This is a genomic window from Pseudomonas sp. TMB3-21 (genome assembly GCF_054898145.1).
In genome coordinates this window covers 4,119,424-4,136,299 of the sequence record NZ_CM142718.1, presented here as the reverse complement: position 1 = coordinate 4,136,299, position 16,876 = coordinate 4,119,424, and the positions used below count along the sequence as shown (strand labels likewise).

At 58.7% G+C, this 16,876-nt stretch carries 15 protein-coding genes; 9 read left to right on the top strand and 6 right to left on the bottom strand.

What is annotated here, in order from left to right:
* Positions 1-46 precede the first annotated feature (46 nt).
* Complete coding sequence (locus ACYZTS_RS19000; RefSeq protein ID WP_461991219.1) at positions 47-658, bottom strand: FMN-dependent NADH-azoreductase; 612 nt, start codon at positions 656-658, stop codon at positions 47-49.
* A gap of 127 nt (positions 659-785) precedes the next feature.
* On the opposite strand from ACYZTS_RS19000, the gene ACYZTS_RS18995 reads away from it, so the two are divergent.
* Together ACYZTS_RS18995 and ACYZTS_RS18990 are read left to right on the top strand one after the other, a co-directional pair.
* Positions 786-1,694 (top strand): LysR substrate-binding domain-containing protein, encoded by a 909-nt coding sequence (locus tag ACYZTS_RS18995; RefSeq protein ID WP_461991217.1) that lies wholly within the window; start codon positions 786-788, stop codon positions 1,692-1,694.
* Positions 1,691-2,050 carry an MmcQ/YjbR family DNA-binding protein gene (locus tag ACYZTS_RS18990; RefSeq protein WP_028620090.1) on the top strand — a complete coding sequence of 120 codons (360 nt, stop codon included), beginning with the start codon at positions 1,691-1,693 and terminating at the stop codon, positions 2,048-2,050. The genes ACYZTS_RS18995 and ACYZTS_RS18990 overlap by 4 nt, the downstream gene beginning before the upstream one ends.
* Here ACYZTS_RS18990 and ACYZTS_RS18985 read toward each other — a convergent pair.
* Together ACYZTS_RS18985 and ACYZTS_RS18980 are read right to left on the bottom strand one after the other, a co-directional pair.
* Positions 2,047-2,463, bottom strand: a complete 417-nt coding sequence (locus ACYZTS_RS18985; RefSeq protein WP_461991214.1) for a DUF1294 domain-containing protein — start codon at positions 2,461-2,463, stop codon at positions 2,047-2,049. The genes ACYZTS_RS18990 and ACYZTS_RS18985 overlap by 4 nt on opposite strands.
* A complete protein-coding gene (locus ACYZTS_RS18980; RefSeq protein ID WP_028620088.1) occupies positions 2,460-3,290 on the bottom strand; it encodes an undecaprenyl-diphosphate phosphatase in 831 nt (276 codons plus the stop codon). Before ACYZTS_RS18980 ends, ACYZTS_RS18985 begins: the two co-directional genes overlap by 4 nt.
* Positions 3,291-3,577: 287 nt before the next feature.
* Here ACYZTS_RS18980 and ACYZTS_RS18975 point away from each other — a divergent pair, with 287 nt between their 5' ends.
* From ACYZTS_RS18975 to ACYZTS_RS18965, 3 genes are all read left to right on the top strand, one after another.
* Positions 3,578-5,212 (top strand): methyl-accepting chemotaxis protein, encoded by a 1,635-nt coding sequence (locus ACYZTS_RS18975; RefSeq protein WP_461991212.1) that lies wholly within the window; start codon positions 3,578-3,580, stop codon positions 5,210-5,212.
* Between the two features lie 153 nt (positions 5,213-5,365).
* Positions 5,366-5,929, top strand: coding sequence for a nicotinamide riboside transporter PnuC (pnuC, locus tag ACYZTS_RS18970; RefSeq protein ID WP_461991210.1), 564 nt, complete (start codon positions 5,366-5,368; stop codon positions 5,927-5,929).
* Positions 5,926-6,450, top strand: a complete 525-nt coding sequence (locus ACYZTS_RS18965; RefSeq protein ID WP_461991208.1) for an AAA family ATPase — start codon at positions 5,926-5,928, stop codon at positions 6,448-6,450. Before pnuC ends, ACYZTS_RS18965 begins: the two co-directional genes overlap by 4 nt.
* A gap of 29 nt (positions 6,451-6,479) precedes the next feature.
* Here ACYZTS_RS18965 and ACYZTS_RS18960 read toward each other — a convergent pair whose 3' ends face one another.
* Positions 6,480-7,805, bottom strand: coding sequence for a sigma-54 dependent transcriptional regulator (locus ACYZTS_RS18960; RefSeq protein ID WP_461991206.1), 1,326 nt, complete (start codon positions 7,803-7,805; stop codon positions 6,480-6,482).
* A 344-nt stretch (positions 7,806-8,149) separates the two neighbouring features.
* Between ACYZTS_RS18960 and ACYZTS_RS18955 the strand changes: the two genes are divergently transcribed.
* On the top strand, positions 8,150-8,416 hold the full coding sequence (locus ACYZTS_RS18955; RefSeq protein WP_461991204.1) for a hypothetical protein: 267 nt from the start codon (positions 8,150-8,152) through the stop codon (positions 8,414-8,416).
* Between the two features lie 263 nt (positions 8,417-8,679).
* Positions 8,680-9,969, top strand: a complete 1,290-nt coding sequence (locus ACYZTS_RS18950; RefSeq protein WP_461991202.1) for a hypothetical protein — start codon at positions 8,680-8,682, stop codon at positions 9,967-9,969.
* Between the two features lie 7 nt (positions 9,970-9,976).
* On the opposite strand, the gene ACYZTS_RS18945 is transcribed toward ACYZTS_RS18950, so the two are convergent.
* The gene (locus ACYZTS_RS18945) at positions 9,977-10,228 is read right to left on the bottom strand and encodes a hypothetical protein (protein ID WP_028620081.1); all 252 of its coding nucleotides are present in this window, start codon (positions 10,226-10,228) and stop codon (positions 9,977-9,979) included.
* A gap of 165 nt (positions 10,229-10,393) precedes the next feature.
* On the opposite strand from ACYZTS_RS18945, the gene ACYZTS_RS18940 reads away from it, so the two are divergent.
* Positions 10,394-10,711, top strand: a complete 318-nt coding sequence (locus ACYZTS_RS18940; RefSeq protein ID WP_461991200.1) for an ElaB/YgaM/YqjD family protein — start codon at positions 10,394-10,396, stop codon at positions 10,709-10,711.
* Positions 10,712-10,778: 67 nt separating this feature from the next.
* Here ACYZTS_RS18940 and ACYZTS_RS18935 read toward each other — a convergent pair whose 3' ends face one another.
* Complete coding sequence (locus ACYZTS_RS18935; RefSeq protein ID WP_461991198.1) at positions 10,779-11,819, bottom strand: Ldh family oxidoreductase; 1,041 nt, start codon at positions 11,817-11,819, stop codon at positions 10,779-10,781.
* A 231-nt stretch (positions 11,820-12,050) separates the two neighbouring features.
* Here ACYZTS_RS18935 and ACYZTS_RS18930 point away from each other — a divergent pair, with 231 nt between their 5' ends.
* Entirely contained in the window at positions 12,051-16,862 is a 4,812-nt protein-coding gene (locus ACYZTS_RS18930) for a dermonecrotic toxin domain-containing protein (RefSeq protein ID WP_461991196.1), read from the top strand.
* The last annotated feature ends 14 nt before the right edge of the window (positions 16,863-16,876 follow it).

Genomic DNA, 16,876 nt, shown 5'->3' with positions numbered 1-16,876 from the left:
AGAGTTTTTTGGGTGTGGCTTGGGTGTGCAGTACCAAGCTCAGGCCTTACGCAGCGGCGAACAGTTGCTCGCTGATTTGCGCCTGCGCGTCACTCATCGCTTTGGTGCGGACTTCGTCACCGTAGGCCAGGCCATGAGCACGGACGAACTCAATGTCGGTGATGCCCAAGAAGCCGAACATCACTTTCAGGTATTCCTCGTGTGCCACGCCGGTGGCCTGACCGACATGCAAGCCGCCGGAGGTCGAAACGATCACAACTTTCTTGTTGCCACACAGGCCTTCAGGGCCGGCTTCGGTGTAGCGGAAGGTTTGACCGGCCACCGCGATGCGGTCGATCCACGCTTTGAGCTGGGTCGGAATAGTGAAGTTGTACATCGGCGCGGCAATCACAACAGCGTCGGCGGCAAGGAATTCGGCCAGGGTCGAAGCGCTGAGATCCGCTTCGTGTTGCTGGGCAGCATCGCGCAATTCTGCGGTGGTGCCGGCGGCAACCAGAGTATTTGCGGAGAAATGGCTGATAGCATCGGCAGCGAGATCACGGTAAGTCACGGCAACGTTGGACTCAGCAGCCTGCCAGGCATTGACCACTTCGCGGCTCAAAAGACGGGAGGCCGAGTTGTCGCCAAGAATGCTCGAATCGATGTGCAATAGTTTCATGTGGGATCTCCGAGTGAGGACCGCCACTGGGCGATCTGATGCAACCATCCTACAGACGAAACCAATCGCTGATTAGGCGGCAATAATGCGTTAGTTTGTCCCACTGATAGAACAATCGAGCCTCCCAATGCAAGATCTCAATGACCTGTATTACTTCGCCAAAGTGGTCGAAGCCGGTGGATTCGCGGCGGCCGGCCGCCTGATCGGCATTCCGAAATCACGGTTATCGCGACGCATTGCCGAGCTGGAAGAACGTCTGGGCGCACGCCTGCTGCAACGCACCACTCGACAACTCAAACTGACCGCCGTGGGCGAGCGCTATTTGCGGCACTGCCAGGCGATGCTGCTGGAAGCCGAGATGGCTGACGAAACGGTGGCCAGCATGTCCAGTGAACCGCGCGGACGGTTGCGGGTGTCCTGCCCGGTGGGCCTGGCGCACGAGATATTGCCGGAGATTATCGCGGGATTCCTCGAGAAATATCCGCTGGTTCAGCTGGAAGTGATGCTGCTGAATCGCCGCGTCGACCTGGTCACCGAAGGCGTCGACGTCGCCTTGCGCGTGCGCGAGTTGGGTGATGAAGACCCTTTGCTGGTCACTCGCCGCTTGCGTCAGGCGCAAATGCTGCTGGTCGCCAGCCCGGCGTTTTTGCACGGCCAAGTGATCAATCAGCCCGATGACCTGAAGAAACTGCCGGTGCTCGGCGCCCTGGAAGCGGATCGCATGGTGCACATCCGCATGCTCGATCAGGACGATAAACGAGTGGACCTGAGCCTCGAAGCCCGGCTGGGCATTGATGACTTCATCGTGCGCAAAGCCTGCACGCTTGCCGGCCAAGGCTTTACGATGCTGCCGATGATGTACTGCGAACAAGAATTGAAGGACGGCACGCTGGTGCAATTACTCCCTCAGTGGTCGCTGCCAGGCGGCTGGCTGCAAGCGGTCTACCCTCATCGGCGCGGAGTGATGCCGGCCGTGCGGGCCTGGATCGACCATATGGTGGAATCATTCGACGCCTGCGGGGAGCGTTTGCTATGAAGGCGGGACTTATGAGCGAAGACGACGTTGCAGCTTTCTGCCTGTCACTGCCCGGTGCGCGGGAGGATTACAAATGGGGCGGCGTGCGGGTATTTTCAATTGCCGGGAACAAGATGTTTGCCTTGCAGAACCTGCGCGGTGATTCGCTCGCGTTCAAAGTCGACAAGGATGTGTTTCTGGGCCATTGCGACCGCCCGGGCATTCACCCGGCGCCTTATCTGGCGAGGGCGCAGTGGATTATCATGCAGACGCCCTACCCGCTGGGCGCCGCAGAACTGAAAGACTTGCTTCAACGTTCACATCAGTTGGTGGTGAGCAGATTACCGAAGCGCACCCAGGTCGGCCTGCTGCTCTAGAACAGTGCCAGCAGATTAGCGCCGAGAAACAGCTGATCTATCCAGAACACCTGATGCAGCAGCACGATGGCCCAGAACAGTATTTGGAACGAGACCTTGCGGGTTTTGTGCCGAAACACTTGCTGGGCCAGCAACGCGCCCGGCCAGCCACCGGCAAACTCGACAGCGTGCAGAACGTTTTCCGGCGTACGCCAGCGATCAGTGCGCGCCTTGCGTTTGTCGCCCCAATACAGGAAGAACGCCAGCAGGCTGACGATGCCGTAAGCCGCGAGGGGCACCAGCGAAATCCCGCGCAGCCACATCGTCACTGAACCCGACAACGGCAGCGCGCACACGATCGCGAACACCAGCAGCTTCAGCCGTGGGTTCTGGATACCACCCTTGGCAGGATTGCGCGCGCTGGCGTTATTCATGGCTGGACGGCGGTCCAGTCGACCCAACCGAACTGCCACGTCGCCAGAATCACCAGCCCAAACGCGATCCGGTACCAGGCGAACGCGGCATAGCTGTGGCTGGCGATGAACTTGAGCAAGCCGCGCACGGCGATCATCGCGAAGATGAACGCGGTGACAAAACCGATGGCGAACACCGGAAAATCTGCCGGCACGAACAGGTCGCGGTATTTGTAGCCCGAATAAACCGCCGCAGCGACCATGGTCGGCATCGCCAGAAAGAACGAGAACTCGGTGGCGGTTTTGCGCGACAAGCCGAACAGCAAACCGCCGATGATCGTCGAGCCGGAGCGCGAGGTGCCGGGAATCATCGCCAGGCACTGAGCGAAGCCGACTTTCAGCGCGTCCTGCCAGGTAATCTCATCGACTGTTTCAGCGTGCACCTCATGCTGACGCTGCTCGGCCCACAACATCACGATCCCGCCAACCACCAACGCCGCTGCAACGGTAATCGGGTTGAACAGGTATTCATGAATGAGATCGGAGAACAGCACGCCCAGAACCACGGCGGGCATGAAGGCGATCAACAGGTTGGCGGTGAAGCGTCGGGCCCCGGGCTGAGTAGGCAGGCCGGTGACCACATCGAGTATCTTGCGGCGGAACTCCCAGACCACCGCCAGAATGGCGCCCAGCTGGATAATGATGTTGAACGCAATGGCGCGTTCTCCGCCGAAGTCGAGCAAGTCCGCGACAATAATCTGGTGCCCGGTACTGGAAATCGGCAAAAACTCCGTCAGCCCTTCTACAACCCCAAGTATCAATGCCTGCACGGCGGTCCAAAGGTCCATCAATCCCCCAGGAGGCGATGCGCTGCGGCATGCCCCGATAATAATTTTAAAACGTTCACTGCGGTCAACGTGTCTGCCCCGCGCGCTGCAGCCAGGCGAAGCCGAAAAGCATCGGCTGAAGTTCGTTCTGGATTCAGGTTTTCCCGCGCGGGGCCGAAATCCTATCAGACAAGCCTGATTAACGCTGCCACGTTATAAGACTTGCGTCGGACACGTCCGGAGAGCAAAGCGTGCAGGGATGCTGGCGATCATTTATGACCAGAACAAGAAACAGGAGTGACAGCGGTATGAACAGCTTGCGAACCATGTCGATCAGCCGCCGTTTGTGGCTCATTCTGATTGTGGCGGTAGTGATGCTTTTGACCTTGGGCGTGCTGATGCTCAAGCAGATTCATGAGGATCTTTATGACGCCAAGGTGGAAAAAACCCAACACGTGGTGCAGACGGCCAGCGGCATTCTGACGTATTTCCATGGCCTGGAAACCGCCGGCACCCTGACCCGCGACGCTGCGCAAAAGCAGGCGCTGACCGCCGTACGCGGCCTGCGCTACGACCAAACCGATTACTTCTGGATCAACGATCTCACGCCGGTCATGGTCATGCACCCGGCCAACCCGAAACTCGATGGGCAGAACCTCGCGGCGATCCGCGATCCCGACGGCTTTGCGCTGTTCAATGAAATGGTCGCGGTGGCCAAGAGCAAAGGCGCCGGCATTGTCGATTACCGCTGGCCAAAACCGGGTGCCGACGCACCGGTGGAAAAAACCTCCTACGTGAAACTGTTCGAACCCTGGGGCTGGATCATTGGTTCGGGCGTGTATATCGATGACATGCAAGCCGAATTCGCCTCCCAAGTGTGGAAGGCTACATTCGTTGGGCTGGTGATTGCCACGATCATGGCGCTGCTGGTGATTCTGATTGCCCGCAGCATCGTTCGCCCTCTTCAGGAAACCGTGAGCGCGATGGCCAACATTGCCAGTGGGGAAAGCGACCTGACTCGCACCCTCGACACCCATGGCCACGATGAAGTGACGCAACTGGCGCAGCATTTCAATGCGTTCACCGCCAAGCTGCGCCTGGTGATCGGCGAGCTGCAAATCTCCGCCAGCGCACTCGGCCAGTCCTCCAGTGATCTGGGTAACGATGCGGCCCAGGCGCAAGAGCGCAGCCAACAGCAATCGCAGCAAATGGAGCTGGTGGCCACGGCGATCAACGAGGTGACCTACGGCGTGCAGGACGTGGCAAAAAACGCCGAGCACGCGGCGAGTGAAATGCGCGATGCCGAGTCGCAGGCGCAGCAGGGTCAGGTCAACATTGACGGGAGCCTGCAGCAGATCGACAAATTGTCTTCGACGATCAATCAGGCCGTGGAAGTGATTCGCACCCTGGCAGCCGAAAGCACGCAGATCGGCAGCGTTCTGGAAGTGATTCGCTCCATCGCTGAACAGACCAACCTGCTGGCGCTCAACGCCGCGATCGAGGCGGCCCGAGCCGGCGAGCAGGGACGCGGATTTGCCGTTGTAGCCGATGAAGTCCGGTTGCTGGCGCAGCGCACGCAGAAGTCGACGGCCGAGATTCAGTCGATGATCGAGCGTCTGCAAAATCATTCGGAAGCGGCGGTGAAGGTGATCGGAGACAGCAGCCGCGCCTCGCAACTGACCATCGAACAGGCTGGCCTTGCCGGTGCGAGCCTGAATGCGATCGGCCAGGCACTGCGCAATCTTAACGGGTTGAACGCGTCGATTGCCAGCGCGACCTTGCAACAGGCTCAAGTGGTTGAGGACATCAACCAGAACGTCACCCAAGCGGCCGGTTTGTCCCACAGCACCGCAATGGCGGCGGAGCAATCGAGCGTGGCCAGCGTGCGGCTCAAGGAACTGAGCGAACAACTGAACGGGTTGCTCAGGCAGTTCCGCGTTTAACCGCGCGGCATGATCTTGTAGCAACTGCCGAGGCTGCGTCCGGCTGCGCAGGCTCGGCAGCTGCTACGAGGCTGGTGTCGGTCCTGGAGGTTCTCCTTTGCCTGCGCCTGCCGTTACAATCGCCACCCTTCGCGACTTCCCCAAGGAAACTCCATGTCCGGGCTTGAACTGTTTGCCGCCGCCCTCGGTGTCATTGCCGTCTGGCTGACCGTCAAACAGAACCCGTGGTGCTGGCCTGTCGGGCTGGTCATGGTGCTGCTCTACAGCTGGATTTTTTTTGAAGTAAAGCTCTATTCGGACATGCTGCTGCAAGTGATTTACGCGGGTTTGCAGCTCTATGGCTGGTGGCAGTGGACGCGGGCGGGCGACGCGCATCAAGGCCGGCAGGTCAGTCGTCTTGGCAGGCAAGCCGTGGTGTTCAGCCTGACCATCGGAGCCATCGGCAGCCTGTTGCTCGGCGCCGCGATGGCCCATTGGACGGACGCTGCGCAGCCGTGGCTGGATGCAGCGCTGACCGGTTTCAGCCTGGTCGCACAATTATGGATGGCGCAAAAGCGCGTGCAGTGCTGGCCGCTGTGGATTGTCGTCGATGTGATTTTCGTCGGCCTGTTTGTCTATAAAGGGCTGTACCTGACTGCTGCGCTCTACGGGCTGTTCACTCTGCTGGCGGTGCAAGGCTGGCGCGAGTGGCGTGCCGATCCGGTCTTGCGCACATGAAAGTCCTGGTGCTGACCGGCCCCGAATCCAGCGGTAAAAGCTGGCTGGCGGCAGAATTGCAGGCGCAGTTCGGCGGCCTGCTGGTCGATGAATACGTGCGTTGGTTCATCGAGCAAAATCCCCGCGAGACGACGCTGGCCGACATACCCGCCATCGCTCGCGGCCAGCTTGCATGGGAGGACGCGGCCCGCACGCAGCAACCGCCGCTGCTGATTCTCGATACCCACCTGCTGAGCAATGTCCTCTGGAGCCAGACCCTTTTTGGTGACTGTCCGGCATGGATCGAACAGGCCCTGCTCTCGCGCCAATACGACCTGCACTTGCTGTTGTCTCCCGAACAGGTTGAATGGACCGACGATGGCCAGCGATGCCAACCCGAACTCAGCGCACGCCGGGCATTTTTCGAGCAGACACTGGCCTGGCTGGAGGAGCATCGACAACCGCTGCAAATCTTGCGGGGCGACTGGGTCGAACGTCGGCGCCAGGCATTCGAAGCAGTCAAACACCTGCTGGGCCCGTAACCGCAGCGGGCCTTTTCGTTTCAACCGCCCTAGCGGATCTGATGCTTGTGCAGCAAACGGTAGAAAGTAGGCCGCGACACACCCAGCACGCGGGCGGCGACGCTGAGGTTGTCGCTGTGACGATTCAACACATCGCACAACGCCTGGCGTTCGGCGCGAGTCTTGTAATCCTCAAGGGTGCCCATCGGCGCGGAGACGGCATGTTGACTGATCAAACCAAGGTCGCGAGCTTCGATCTGTCGTCCTTCAGCCAATACCAGACCACGTCGTACGCGGTTAGCCAGCTCGCGAACGTTGCCCGGCCAGTCGTGTTTGCCCATGGCAATCAGCGCGTCTTCGCTGAAACTACGCGGCCGCCGCCCGGTTTCATGGCTGTAGAAATGCGAAAAGTGGTTGGCCAGCATCGACAGGTCGCCATGCCTCTCACGCAGCGGGGCAGTCACCACCTGCAGAACGTTGAGGCGGTAATACAGGTCTTCGCGAAAGCGCTTCTTCTCGATGGCCGCTTCGAGGTCAACGTGAGTCGCCGCCAGAACCCGCACATCCACCGCAATTGGCTGACTGCCGCCGACCCGCTCAATGTGTTTGTCCTGCAGGAAGCGCAGCAGATTCGCTTGAAGTTCGAGGGGCAGATCACCGATTTCATCGAGAAACAAAGTGCCGCCGTTGGCCGCTTCGATGCGCCCGACCTTGCGCTGATGCGCTCCGGTGAACGCGCCCTGTTCGTGGCCAAACAATTCGGACTGGATCAAGTGTTCGGGGATGGCACTGCAATTGATCGCGACAAAGGGTTTGCTGTGCCGTTGCGATTGCCGGTGCAGGGTGCGCGCGACCAGCTCCTTGCCGGTGCCGTTTTCGCCACGGATCAATACCGGCGACTCGGTCGGTGCGAGTTTGTTGAGCAATTTGCGCAGTTCACGAATCGGTTTGCTGTCGCCCAGCAGCTCGTGCTCAGGCTGATTGATATGAACCGTGCCCTGCCCGCGCAGCCGTGCCATGCCATACGCACGGCCCAGAGTCACCTGTACCCTCGACACGTCGAACGGCAGTGTGTGGAAATCGAAAAACCATTCACAGACAAAATCGCCGACGTTCTGCCGCCGCAGGACGTCCTGATTGAGCACGGCAATCCACTCCGTGCCACTGCGACTGATCAGCTCCTTGACCGCTTCCGGTTGGTCCAGATGAAAAGGTTGCAAGCGCAGAAGTCCGACATCGCAAGTCCGATCAACAGCATCTTCGAGCGTGCAGCTGTCGACGTCCCACCCTATTGATCGCAAGCCCGGAAGCAGACGATGACAATCATCACAGGGATCCACTACCAATAATCGTCTTGGAGCAGGCGCTTCGATCATGACTGTTCCTTGGCGTCAAATATAAGAAATAACATTAAAAACAGTCGTTTGGCGGACCTGGCTGTAACATTAGCAAGAATTTGACGGCGCCTTGTACCGATTGACTATAGCGTTTGTATAAAATCAGTTATAAGCACAATGCACTGTTAGCTACCTAACAAAGTTGCATCTTTCATTGTGCTTTCGCCAGTCAACCAACCATTGACCGAATGAAAGAAAGTTGAAATTTCTTTTGCTCAAGTGTGACCCGGACCCAGAGTTCGGACATCAGTACAAGTAACCAGCCGCACGGTACGCCCAACCGACGGCACATCACTTGATTGGGCATAGAGAGAGACAATCCCATGACCGCCCCGCTCCGTATCAACGAAGCTCTTTTGATTGCCGACCGCGCATTCCAACCTTTCCAATGCGTGGCCTGGGCCCCACAGGACGGTAACGGCGAGCTCAGCTTGACTGTCATCGATCGCACAAGCACCCGCATCGGTCGCAAACAGATTCCCAGCAGCGCCTACACCGACCCGGCGCAACTTGAACACGTGCTGGAACAGGCGCGTGAAGAATTGAGCCGTGAAGGCTACACGTTGCAATCGTGGTCGATGCCGCACTGATATCGGCGCGGATTACTGCAAAGGTAATCCGCGCTTTTTTTGAATGGAGTTTTGCCCGGCGCGATGTTTGGGAACGTACGGATGGAACTGCGGTTACTTGTCTGGCTTTGAACTGGGTCGTAAAGCCATTGTTCTGGCACACAACGACCCTCCATCTGTTGTTTTTGTCAGTTGTGTACCAACGTGTTCAGCGGTTGAATACCTCTCCTATATAAGTCGCCTTCCAATCCCTGGACCAGGACGACTCGCAAGGAGAAGCGTGCATGTCCGGCCAGAACGATCCCGCACTCACTCCAGAGCTATCTGACGCTGGAACACTCGACAAGACTTTCGCTGCCGCCGGCAAAACCCATGTGTACTTCCCCGGTAGCGTTTCCAGCATGGCCAACGGCGTTGCCATTGATGGCAGTGGCCGATTGTTGGTGGCGGCGAAGGTCGGCACTCCGGGCGGCAGCCGTTTTGGTCTGGCGCGATTACTCCAGGACGGATCGGCCGATTTGACGTTCGCTCATCAGGGCAGCGTGGTCGGGCAGTTTCAACACGGCTTTGAGGCCATGGCCGGGCAAGTTCGTGTCCTGCCCAGCGGCCATATCCTGGTGGCCGGCCTGCATTACGAAAATGCCCATCGCACACTGCCTGCGCTCGCACTGTTTGATCAAAACGGCAAACCGGTGCAAGCGTTTGGCGACAACGGCAGCTGTGTCGTGCGTCTACCGGGCAACCTTTCCCTGGGGGTACGCGATACATGGTTGCCACCTGGCATCCCCGGTGCCGAGGCGTGCGCCATTGGCGTGCAGGACGACGGTCGAATCGTGCTGGTGGCCAATCATCATTTCGAGCTGGCGGACCAGGCGGCGATGCTGATTCGGCTGAATAGTGACGGGTCGCTGGACAAGTCCTTCAATGGCCGTGGCTTTGTGATGGTCCGGCATTTGCTGATGAACTCCAGGCTCGGCAGCTTGCTGGTACAGGCCGATGGAAGAATTCTGGTCGGCGGATCGATGAATTTCCCTGAAGAAGGCTTGCTGGCACGCTATCTCCCCGACGGTCGGCTGGACGAGTGTTTCGCGGTTGACGGGTTTATGAGTTTGACCGCAAGGGGGCGCAGTGTTCAGGTCAGCCAGCTTGTCCAACTGACCGACGCAGACGTGCTGTGTTTTGGCAGCAGCCGCGACCCGATGCATTGCATGGCGTTGAAAATTCACAGCAACGGTCGTCCGGACCAGCATTGCAACGGCGGCCTGGCGCAATTGCTGGAAATCGGCCAGTACGGTTGCCAATGGACCGCCGCGCAAGCGCAGGCGGATGGCAGTGTGGTGTGCGCTGGCGCTACGATTGGCGGTGTCGAAGCTGATTTTATTCTGGCCCGTTATCGGCCGGACGGTCAGCTGGATGAGTGCTTTGGCAACGGCGCTGGCTGGGTACGCACGCGTCTGGGGCGCAGCCTGGATACCGCCACATCGGTGGAGGTACAGCAAGATGGCAATATCGTTGTCGGCGGCTATTCACTGGACGGCAACTACCGGGCGGTCGTCGCACGCTACTTGGGATAACCCTGAATTACTTGGCGGCCATCAGCCGATTGACTTCACTGCGCACCATGTTCGCGAACTCCGGGGGCGACATGCCATCGAGCTCCGAACGGACCCACTCGGCCCACTTACCCTTGCGCTTGGCGCGCTCACCAAACAAACGTGCGGCCTCGCCTTTGGCTTTGCCCAGATTGCTTTGCCACAAATCGAACAGGCGGGATTTTTCATCTTCGAGCGCCGCACGCTCGGCATGGGGTTTGTCGGCCAGATTGAAGCTCATGGGATTTTCCTGCTGCGTAAATAGGCGACATCTTACACCGTAGGGCGAAAAGTCCGGCGCTGGATTTTTTTCCATGGTCAGACGAATGCGTTCAACCTGTGCAACTTTTCAGGCGCTGGGGGACTCCATTGTTCACTGATCATTCAACTGCAAGGAGTAACCTCAATGGCTCGGAAAACTGCCGGACAAACCGCCGAAGAACAGATCAAGGATCAGGCTTTCAGCGAGCTTCATTCGCTGATCGAAGAGTCAGAAAAGCTGCTGAGGAGCAGCGCTTCGCTGGTCGGCGAAGAAGCGGAAACACTGCGCGGCCAGATCGCCCAGAAGTTGCAGCAGGCACGGGACTCGGTCGGCAACGTGCGCGACCGTACGCTGCCAGCGGTTCAGGCGACAGAAACCTACATCGGTGGCCATCCTTGGCAAACCGTAGCGATCTCCGCCGGTTTTGGTCTGGTCGTTGGTCTGCTACTGGGTCGTCGTTAAGCGCCAATGACTGAGTAACGCCCGGCGGGGATCAATCACCCGCCGGTCTGCAACCCGCTACCTACGTTCAAAGCCCCGCCAATCCCCGCAAATGCTCCAGCGTTTCATTGTCCAGTCTGATGCCCTCCTCCGCGGATCTCGCCCGCTGAGAATGACGCCGATCACCCGGCAAGCGCTTCAATCCCACCCCATGCATCTGCCGCACCAGCTCCTGGCTGCGCTCTGCGAAGCTTTGCCCCGCTGCCTTGCTCGGATCAATGACGATCAACAGCTGCCCGGTCCATGGAGTCTTGGCGCCCGGATGATTTGACCAGTCAAATTCGAACGAGAAATTGCCGCCTGTCAGCGCCGCTGCCAACAGCTCCACCATCATCGACAGCGCTGAGCCCTTGTGCCCGCCGAACGGCAACAATGCGCCGCCCTCAAGAATCGCTTTCGGGTCCTGAGTCGGCTGGCCCAGGCTGTTGACGCCCATGCCTTCAGGCAAACGCTCACCCTTGCGCGCGGCAATCTGCACGTCGCCGTGGGCAATCGCGCTGGTCGCCAGGTCGAACACAATCGGCTCGCCATCGGCACGCGGGGCGGCGAAGGCAATCGGATTGGTGCCAAATAACGGCCGGTCAGCCCCATGCGGCACCACGCAGGTCATGCTGTTGACCACGCTCAGCGCCACCAGCCCTTCATAGGCAAACGGCTCGACATCTGGCCACAGCGCGGCGAAGTGATGGGAGTTACGAATCGCCAGGACCGCGATTCCGGCACTGCGCGCTTTTTCTACCAATAACGAACGAGCAGCTGCGAGGGCCGGCTGGGCGAAACCATTGCCGGCATCAACGCGGACAAACCCCGATGCCACATCTTCGACCACCGGCACGGCCTGACCATCTACCCAGCCGCTCTTCAGGGTCGACACATAGCCGGGGATGCGAAACACGCCGTGACTGTGGGCGCCATCCCGTTCAGCACCGGCGCAGTTGAGCGCGAGGGTGCGGGCGACATCGGCAGAGGTGCCGTGGCGCAGAAAAATCTGCTCGAGCAATACAACGAGCGCGTCGAATTCAAGCGTATGCACGGGTGCACTGACGGCTACTTCGGGCGTTGCGGTCATCTGAAGCTCCAGTTTTGTTATTGAATACGGGCGACAGGCTCAGGCGAAGGATGCAGGGCATTCCACAACCAGGACCGATTAAGCGCTGTTTCACCAGCGTGCTGTCAAGTCTCGGCAGCGCAGTGGCGCCCAGCAATATGTACCGCACTCGTACATTGGCCTGCCCCTAACCTGCTTCCTCGATTCAACGCCTTGCGATCAGCGTCGGTCGCAACCTCCGAGGAAACACCCATGACAATATCCCCACTGCCGTATTTTTTTGACGAGGCAACCACCGCCTCCAGGTCCAAACAACCACGCGATCGTGAAAAGGCCCTCAACTTCAGTATCGAAGACCTCAAGTGGCTGCAGAACGTGTATCTGGCCACGCAGGCAGCGCGCGTAGCCCATAAAGAGCCAATGCTTGCGAACCGGCTCCTGTTAACGGGCACCGGCATCGCAAGTACACCACTGGCAGGCGCGTTTGCGTTGAGCCGGTCCAACGGCAAAGAAGTGATGCTCTACACGCCCTGGAAGGGCTTGATCAAATTCGCAGACATGGACGATCTGAAAAGCAAACTGAAGGAGTGGCTGGCGCTGGACGACGGCAAGCGCGAGTTGTTGCGCTTTCTGTCCATCGAGCAGCGCAGCGTCTGGGCGGATACCGCGGTCGCGGACATTTCTACCGAAGAGATTGACGGTGCGGTGTTCGAGGACCAGGAAGCACTCCTTGAACTGAATCAGCAACACAACCTGCAGTTGATGAGCACCGAGCTGCTCAAAACACCGACCCTGCAATCGATGCTCGACGAATCCCTGAAGAATGCGCTGCGTAAACCGTTCCCCGCGCTAGACCAGCGCCTGACCCGCTTAACCACTTACCTCAAGACCATTTCTGCATTTGATGGCAGTGACTACCTTCACACGCATTCTTCGCTCTCGCTGAGCGATGCACTGATGTATTTCTACTTGCACAATCAGTGGCCTGCGGGCAGTTCCAGAGTTTTCAGCAACCCGCGCCACAGCGTGAGCACTGACGCCGACAATCAGGCGTGGGAATCCGCCGTCAAAGAGATTGCGCAAAGTTTCACACCGCATCTGCAAAGCCTGATCGAGACATTCTGGAATTCACCGATGGGTACCGGGAAATCCCGTCTGGCATTTTTTGGCGACGCAATCCGAGACACCTATTACACAAAAATCCTGTTGCAGCGCCAGTCGGGCGTTCTCAAGGCTGACGAGTATGTGCGACTACGAACTGTCGGCGAGGCTGCCGATGCGGATGCGCTCCTCAGCATCGAAAAAGTGCGAGTGACGGCGCCCCTCAAACATTACGCAGAGCTTGCCTCAACGTTGACGATCGGCAGAGAAAATACACTCGGTTTTCTCTACACCCAGTCCAGGGGACTCGAAGCGACCGACGACCTGGCCGCTGCCGAATCTGTCGTATTGGACATGTTGAAAAGCGAAGGTCATGAGGACACGCTGCTCAACTTCATGTCGCTGGAAGAGCGCGGCACCTTTCTCGCGTTGCCGGCGAACGAGCGCGAGATCAAAGGTGTGCCCGTCAACGGCGCAGTGTTTGAACAACTGATGAGCGACATCCTCGGCAAGCAGCAGGACAACCTGTCCTACGCACTCAACCGGTTCCGGGAAAGTGAAGGCGCGCTCGACCCTGGCGCCCTGTGTGACAGTGCGCTGGACGTTCGCGGCCTGATAGATGACCGGCTCCTGACCACCGAAACTGGCGGGCGCTGGAGCATCCGCGTCGACCAGCGCTGGAGCTCGCGTCCAGCCACCGTGCGTGCCGAGTCGGCCAAAGAGCAGCTGACCGTGCTGACCACTTTCGAGCAGGCGCTGGAAAAACGTCTGGAAGAACGTCCCGCCATCGCGCCGACCACCAAGACGCTGGCCGAGGCCGAGCTTTTGATCAATTCATCGCTACCGGGCCTGCAGGCGGACGTCACGCACGTGATGACGGCGGCTTTGCGCAGTGAACTCAAATTGCGCGCCATCGACCGCTCACTGGACGCCTCGGAACAGGCAATTATTAAAACGCTGCTGGACAGCCCCGTCCGTTCGCAGCGCGCGGCATTAAACGGCTTTTTCCCCGACGTGTATGCGCTGACGCTCAAACCAGAGCCCGCCGCCGACTCACTCCAGCTTGCGAGCTGTTTTGTCGTCACCGAACGGGGCGGCCTGGACGCCAGACATTCAGGCAAAGCGATACTGTGGACTCCGGCGCAGGGTTTTGAAACTTTTCCGAGCGTGCAACCTTTGCTGGACGAGCTGAATCGTCGCCTCAAGGACGAAGACCTTCGCACCTTCCTGCTGGAGAACCTCGGACGCAGCGAGCGACTGCCCGCCAAGGCGTACGTCTTGGCACCGCTGCAGCGGATCGATGAGCATTTTGTTGAATACCTGCAAAAGCCCAACGTCCAGCTGGACAAGGCCAGCGTCACCGCTGCGTTGGCCACCAAACTGTCCGCGAAGACAAAAACCAACCTGCTGAACCTGGTCGCACTTCGCGAACCACAAACGGGGCTGCACCGCGCCAGCAGTGTTGCCGATTACCTGGCAACGCCGGAGAAACTCCCGGCATGGCTGGCCAGAGCATCCATAGAAGATCAGGTACTGCACGCGGAACTGGCCCAGCAATACCTCGATAACGTCAGCAGTGACCAGGATTTCCTCAGCGGGATGGACACGCTGGCACGCACGACGCATCGGGAACTGCGCAAACAACTCAAGGCTGACACTTTCGATCTTGACCCGGACAAGGTGCAAATCAATCCGCGCCTGATGTCTGCCGCCAGCGAGCAAACCCTAACGCAGTTCGCCCTCACTCATTTGCACGATCTGGAACAGGCGCGGTTCACCGTCAAGTCGCTGGACGCCAGCACAATTCCGCCCGGGCTGACCGAGAGTTACATCAAAACCCTGATTAAAAAGCTGAAACCCGGTGAACATCTGCAGAAAGCGTTAACCGCCGCGTTCGCCGACACAGACACCGGCGCCACCGATCGCAAAAAGCGCTTTGCCGCGCAGTTACCCTGGCAGCTCATGCTGCACGCCCACGCGGAAAAGCTGCAGGAGCGGCTGAGTCTGGCCGGTTTTGACCTCATCTGCCAGATCATGGACATGCCCGACGCCACGGCACGCAAGGCTGTGGAAGGCACGAACGCAATCATCCGCCCGCTGGAACTCAGCGGCATCAAAAGCGGGGCCACGATCAAGGTGCCAGGCATGTGGCTGATTGGCCCCGAACAATCGGCCTCGGGACGCCAGATCCTCATCGCGCCGCACAGCCCGACGCACAGCGTGAAAGAATACGAAGACGAAAATCAGCTACTGACCGAGCTAAAAAACAAAGGGCCATTGCAGGATTGGACGCTAAACAGTTTGCCCCCCGCCGACCGCACGTCGTGCAAGGCGCACTGGGCTGAGCAGGCGAAAAAACCGTCTGCGACCCTTGCCTCCACGCCGATCAAAGGCGGACTGTTCAAACAATTACTCGACGATAACGTTGCCTTGCTCGGTCGCCTGCTCGGCTGCCAAGGCGATACCGACTCCCGGGAAGAGTGGGCAGCGATCAAACAGGTCTTTAGTGAAGACATCAACGTCGCCAGCACCTTTGTCATGGGCAAACTCGCCTTCCCCATCACGGTCTGGCGCAGCTTTCGCAATATCAAACAGTCCGCTGAAGATTTGCAGACGCACAAGTGGGGCGCTGCCTTCAAGGAGTTCATCGGTGCCATCGCACAGTTAGTGATGTTGCGCAGATCGGTGGAAGGCCCGGCGGACAGTGTCTCGACTGCCGACGTAGCGACGCCCGAGGCAGCCACGCTTGCGCCTTGGCGAGACGTTGACCTGACCGCTCCCGATCGCACGCACTTGCAGAAACTGGCAAGGACTGACATTGACCTGAGCGCTCTGGCGCACGACGTCGCTCAGGGCCTGTACACCGACAACACTACGAAGACGACTTACGCACCTATTGCCGGAAAAGTCTTCCCCGTGCAAAAAAACGGCAAGCAGTGGCGCATAAACGGAGGCAAAGTCCGCGGCCCCAAGGTGCTTCAAAACCTGAAAAAAAACTGGATGTTCAGCAGGTCGGCTTCGCCCGCCCGCTACAGCCTTCTGAAACGCCTGGATACTGCGGCCGCTGTCTACGGGGACATGAACGTTGAAGCTCGGGGGATGGAGAGTATTCGTCTGCTGTACCCGATCAAGGCACGCCAGATTAATCAAGCGCTGGACCAGGCCACGAGCTATGCCTGGAACAGCATGCGCAACCTGCAATTGCTCAGGGCCACGGACGGCAAGATCACCCCGGCGCATCAATTGATCATGGATTTCCTTGATGTGAAAGTCGTTCACAGCACCTATGTGGACAAGCTCGAGAAAACCATCGGAGACATCTTTGCCGCTCTGCTGGAGCCCACACTCAGAAAGGCGAAATCGAAGCGTTTCGTGGTCGGCCGACTGTTGGAAGATGGCGAGTACACGTTCGCCTTTACGGTGCCGACCGATGACAACAACAAAATTTACCTGGCCGAAAGATTCTTCAGGCCCCAATACGATTACTACCGCCGCTACTTGACCGACACTTCTTTCGCGATCAAATCACATGCCCGGGCCGTGACGCTGATCCATGAGCTCTCGCACCTGGTCGGTGAAACCGAAGATATTTGTTACCTCGAAGCTTCCAGGCCATTTCCCGATCTGATCGAAGAATCCACAGCGATGGGCAAAGAACTCAAGACGGCGCTGGCCGACACACAGAAAACTGCACTGTCGCGCCATACGCCCTACACGCAATTATTCATGTACCAGCATCCGGACACAGGCGATTGGGAAGACTTGGGCGATACCTACCCTGAACAAACCTTTCTGGCGAAGAACATCATCCTCAAGTTGACCGGCGCAGAAAACCTGGCCGGAGCACGGGAGAAGTTCAAGAAAGATCCGCTGATCAGGCTGTCGGTGCAGCTTGCCAATGCTGACAGCGTCGCCTGGCTGATCTCTCATCTGGGTCGCGAATTGCACGTCAGCACGCCATGACCGGAAAATAACCT

What these genes read in the sequence shown, in the direction of transcription:
- ACYZTS_RS19000 (WP_461991219.1), bottom strand. Translation starts at nt 658, where the DNA reads ATGAAACTATTGCACATCGATTCGAGCATTCTTGGCGACAACTCGGCC.
- ACYZTS_RS18930 (WP_461991196.1), top strand. Translation starts at nt 12,051, where the DNA reads ATGACAATATCCCCACTGCCGTATTTTTTTGACGAGGCAACCACCGCC.
- ACYZTS_RS18975 (WP_461991212.1), top strand. Translation starts at nt 3,578, where the DNA reads ATGAACAGCTTGCGAACCATGTCGATCAGCCGCCGTTTGTGGCTCATT.
- ACYZTS_RS18945 (WP_028620081.1), bottom strand. Translation starts at nt 10,228, where the DNA reads ATGAGCTTCAATCTGGCCGACAAACCCCATGCCGAGCGTGCGGCGCTC.
- ACYZTS_RS18980 (WP_028620088.1), bottom strand. Translation starts at nt 3,290, where the DNA reads ATGGACCTTTGGACCGCCGTGCAGGCATTGATACTTGGGGTTGTAGAA.
- ACYZTS_RS18950 (WP_461991202.1), top strand. Translation starts at nt 8,680, where the DNA reads ATGTCCGGCCAGAACGATCCCGCACTCACTCCAGAGCTATCTGACGCT.
- ACYZTS_RS18990 (WP_028620090.1), top strand. Translation starts at nt 1,691, where the DNA reads ATGAAGGCGGGACTTATGAGCGAAGACGACGTTGCAGCTTTCTGCCTG.
- ACYZTS_RS18985 (WP_461991214.1), bottom strand. Translation starts at nt 2,463, where the DNA reads ATGAATAACGCCAGCGCGCGCAATCCTGCCAAGGGTGGTATCCAGAAC.
- ACYZTS_RS18965 (WP_461991208.1), top strand. Translation starts at nt 5,926, where the DNA reads ATGAAAGTCCTGGTGCTGACCGGCCCCGAATCCAGCGGTAAAAGCTGG.
- ACYZTS_RS18960 (WP_461991206.1), bottom strand. Translation starts at nt 7,805, where the DNA reads ATGATCGAAGCGCCTGCTCCAAGACGATTATTGGTAGTGGATCCCTGT.
- ACYZTS_RS18940 (WP_461991200.1), top strand. Translation starts at nt 10,394, where the DNA reads ATGGCTCGGAAAACTGCCGGACAAACCGCCGAAGAACAGATCAAGGAT.
- ACYZTS_RS18995 (WP_461991217.1), top strand. Translation starts at nt 786, where the DNA reads ATGCAAGATCTCAATGACCTGTATTACTTCGCCAAAGTGGTCGAAGCC.
- ACYZTS_RS18955 (WP_461991204.1), top strand. Translation starts at nt 8,150, where the DNA reads ATGACCGCCCCGCTCCGTATCAACGAAGCTCTTTTGATTGCCGACCGC.
- pnuC (WP_461991210.1), top strand. Translation starts at nt 5,366, where the DNA reads ATGTCCGGGCTTGAACTGTTTGCCGCCGCCCTCGGTGTCATTGCCGTC.
- ACYZTS_RS18935 (WP_461991198.1), bottom strand. Translation starts at nt 11,819, where the DNA reads ATGACCGCAACGCCCGAAGTAGCCGTCAGTGCACCCGTGCATACGCTT.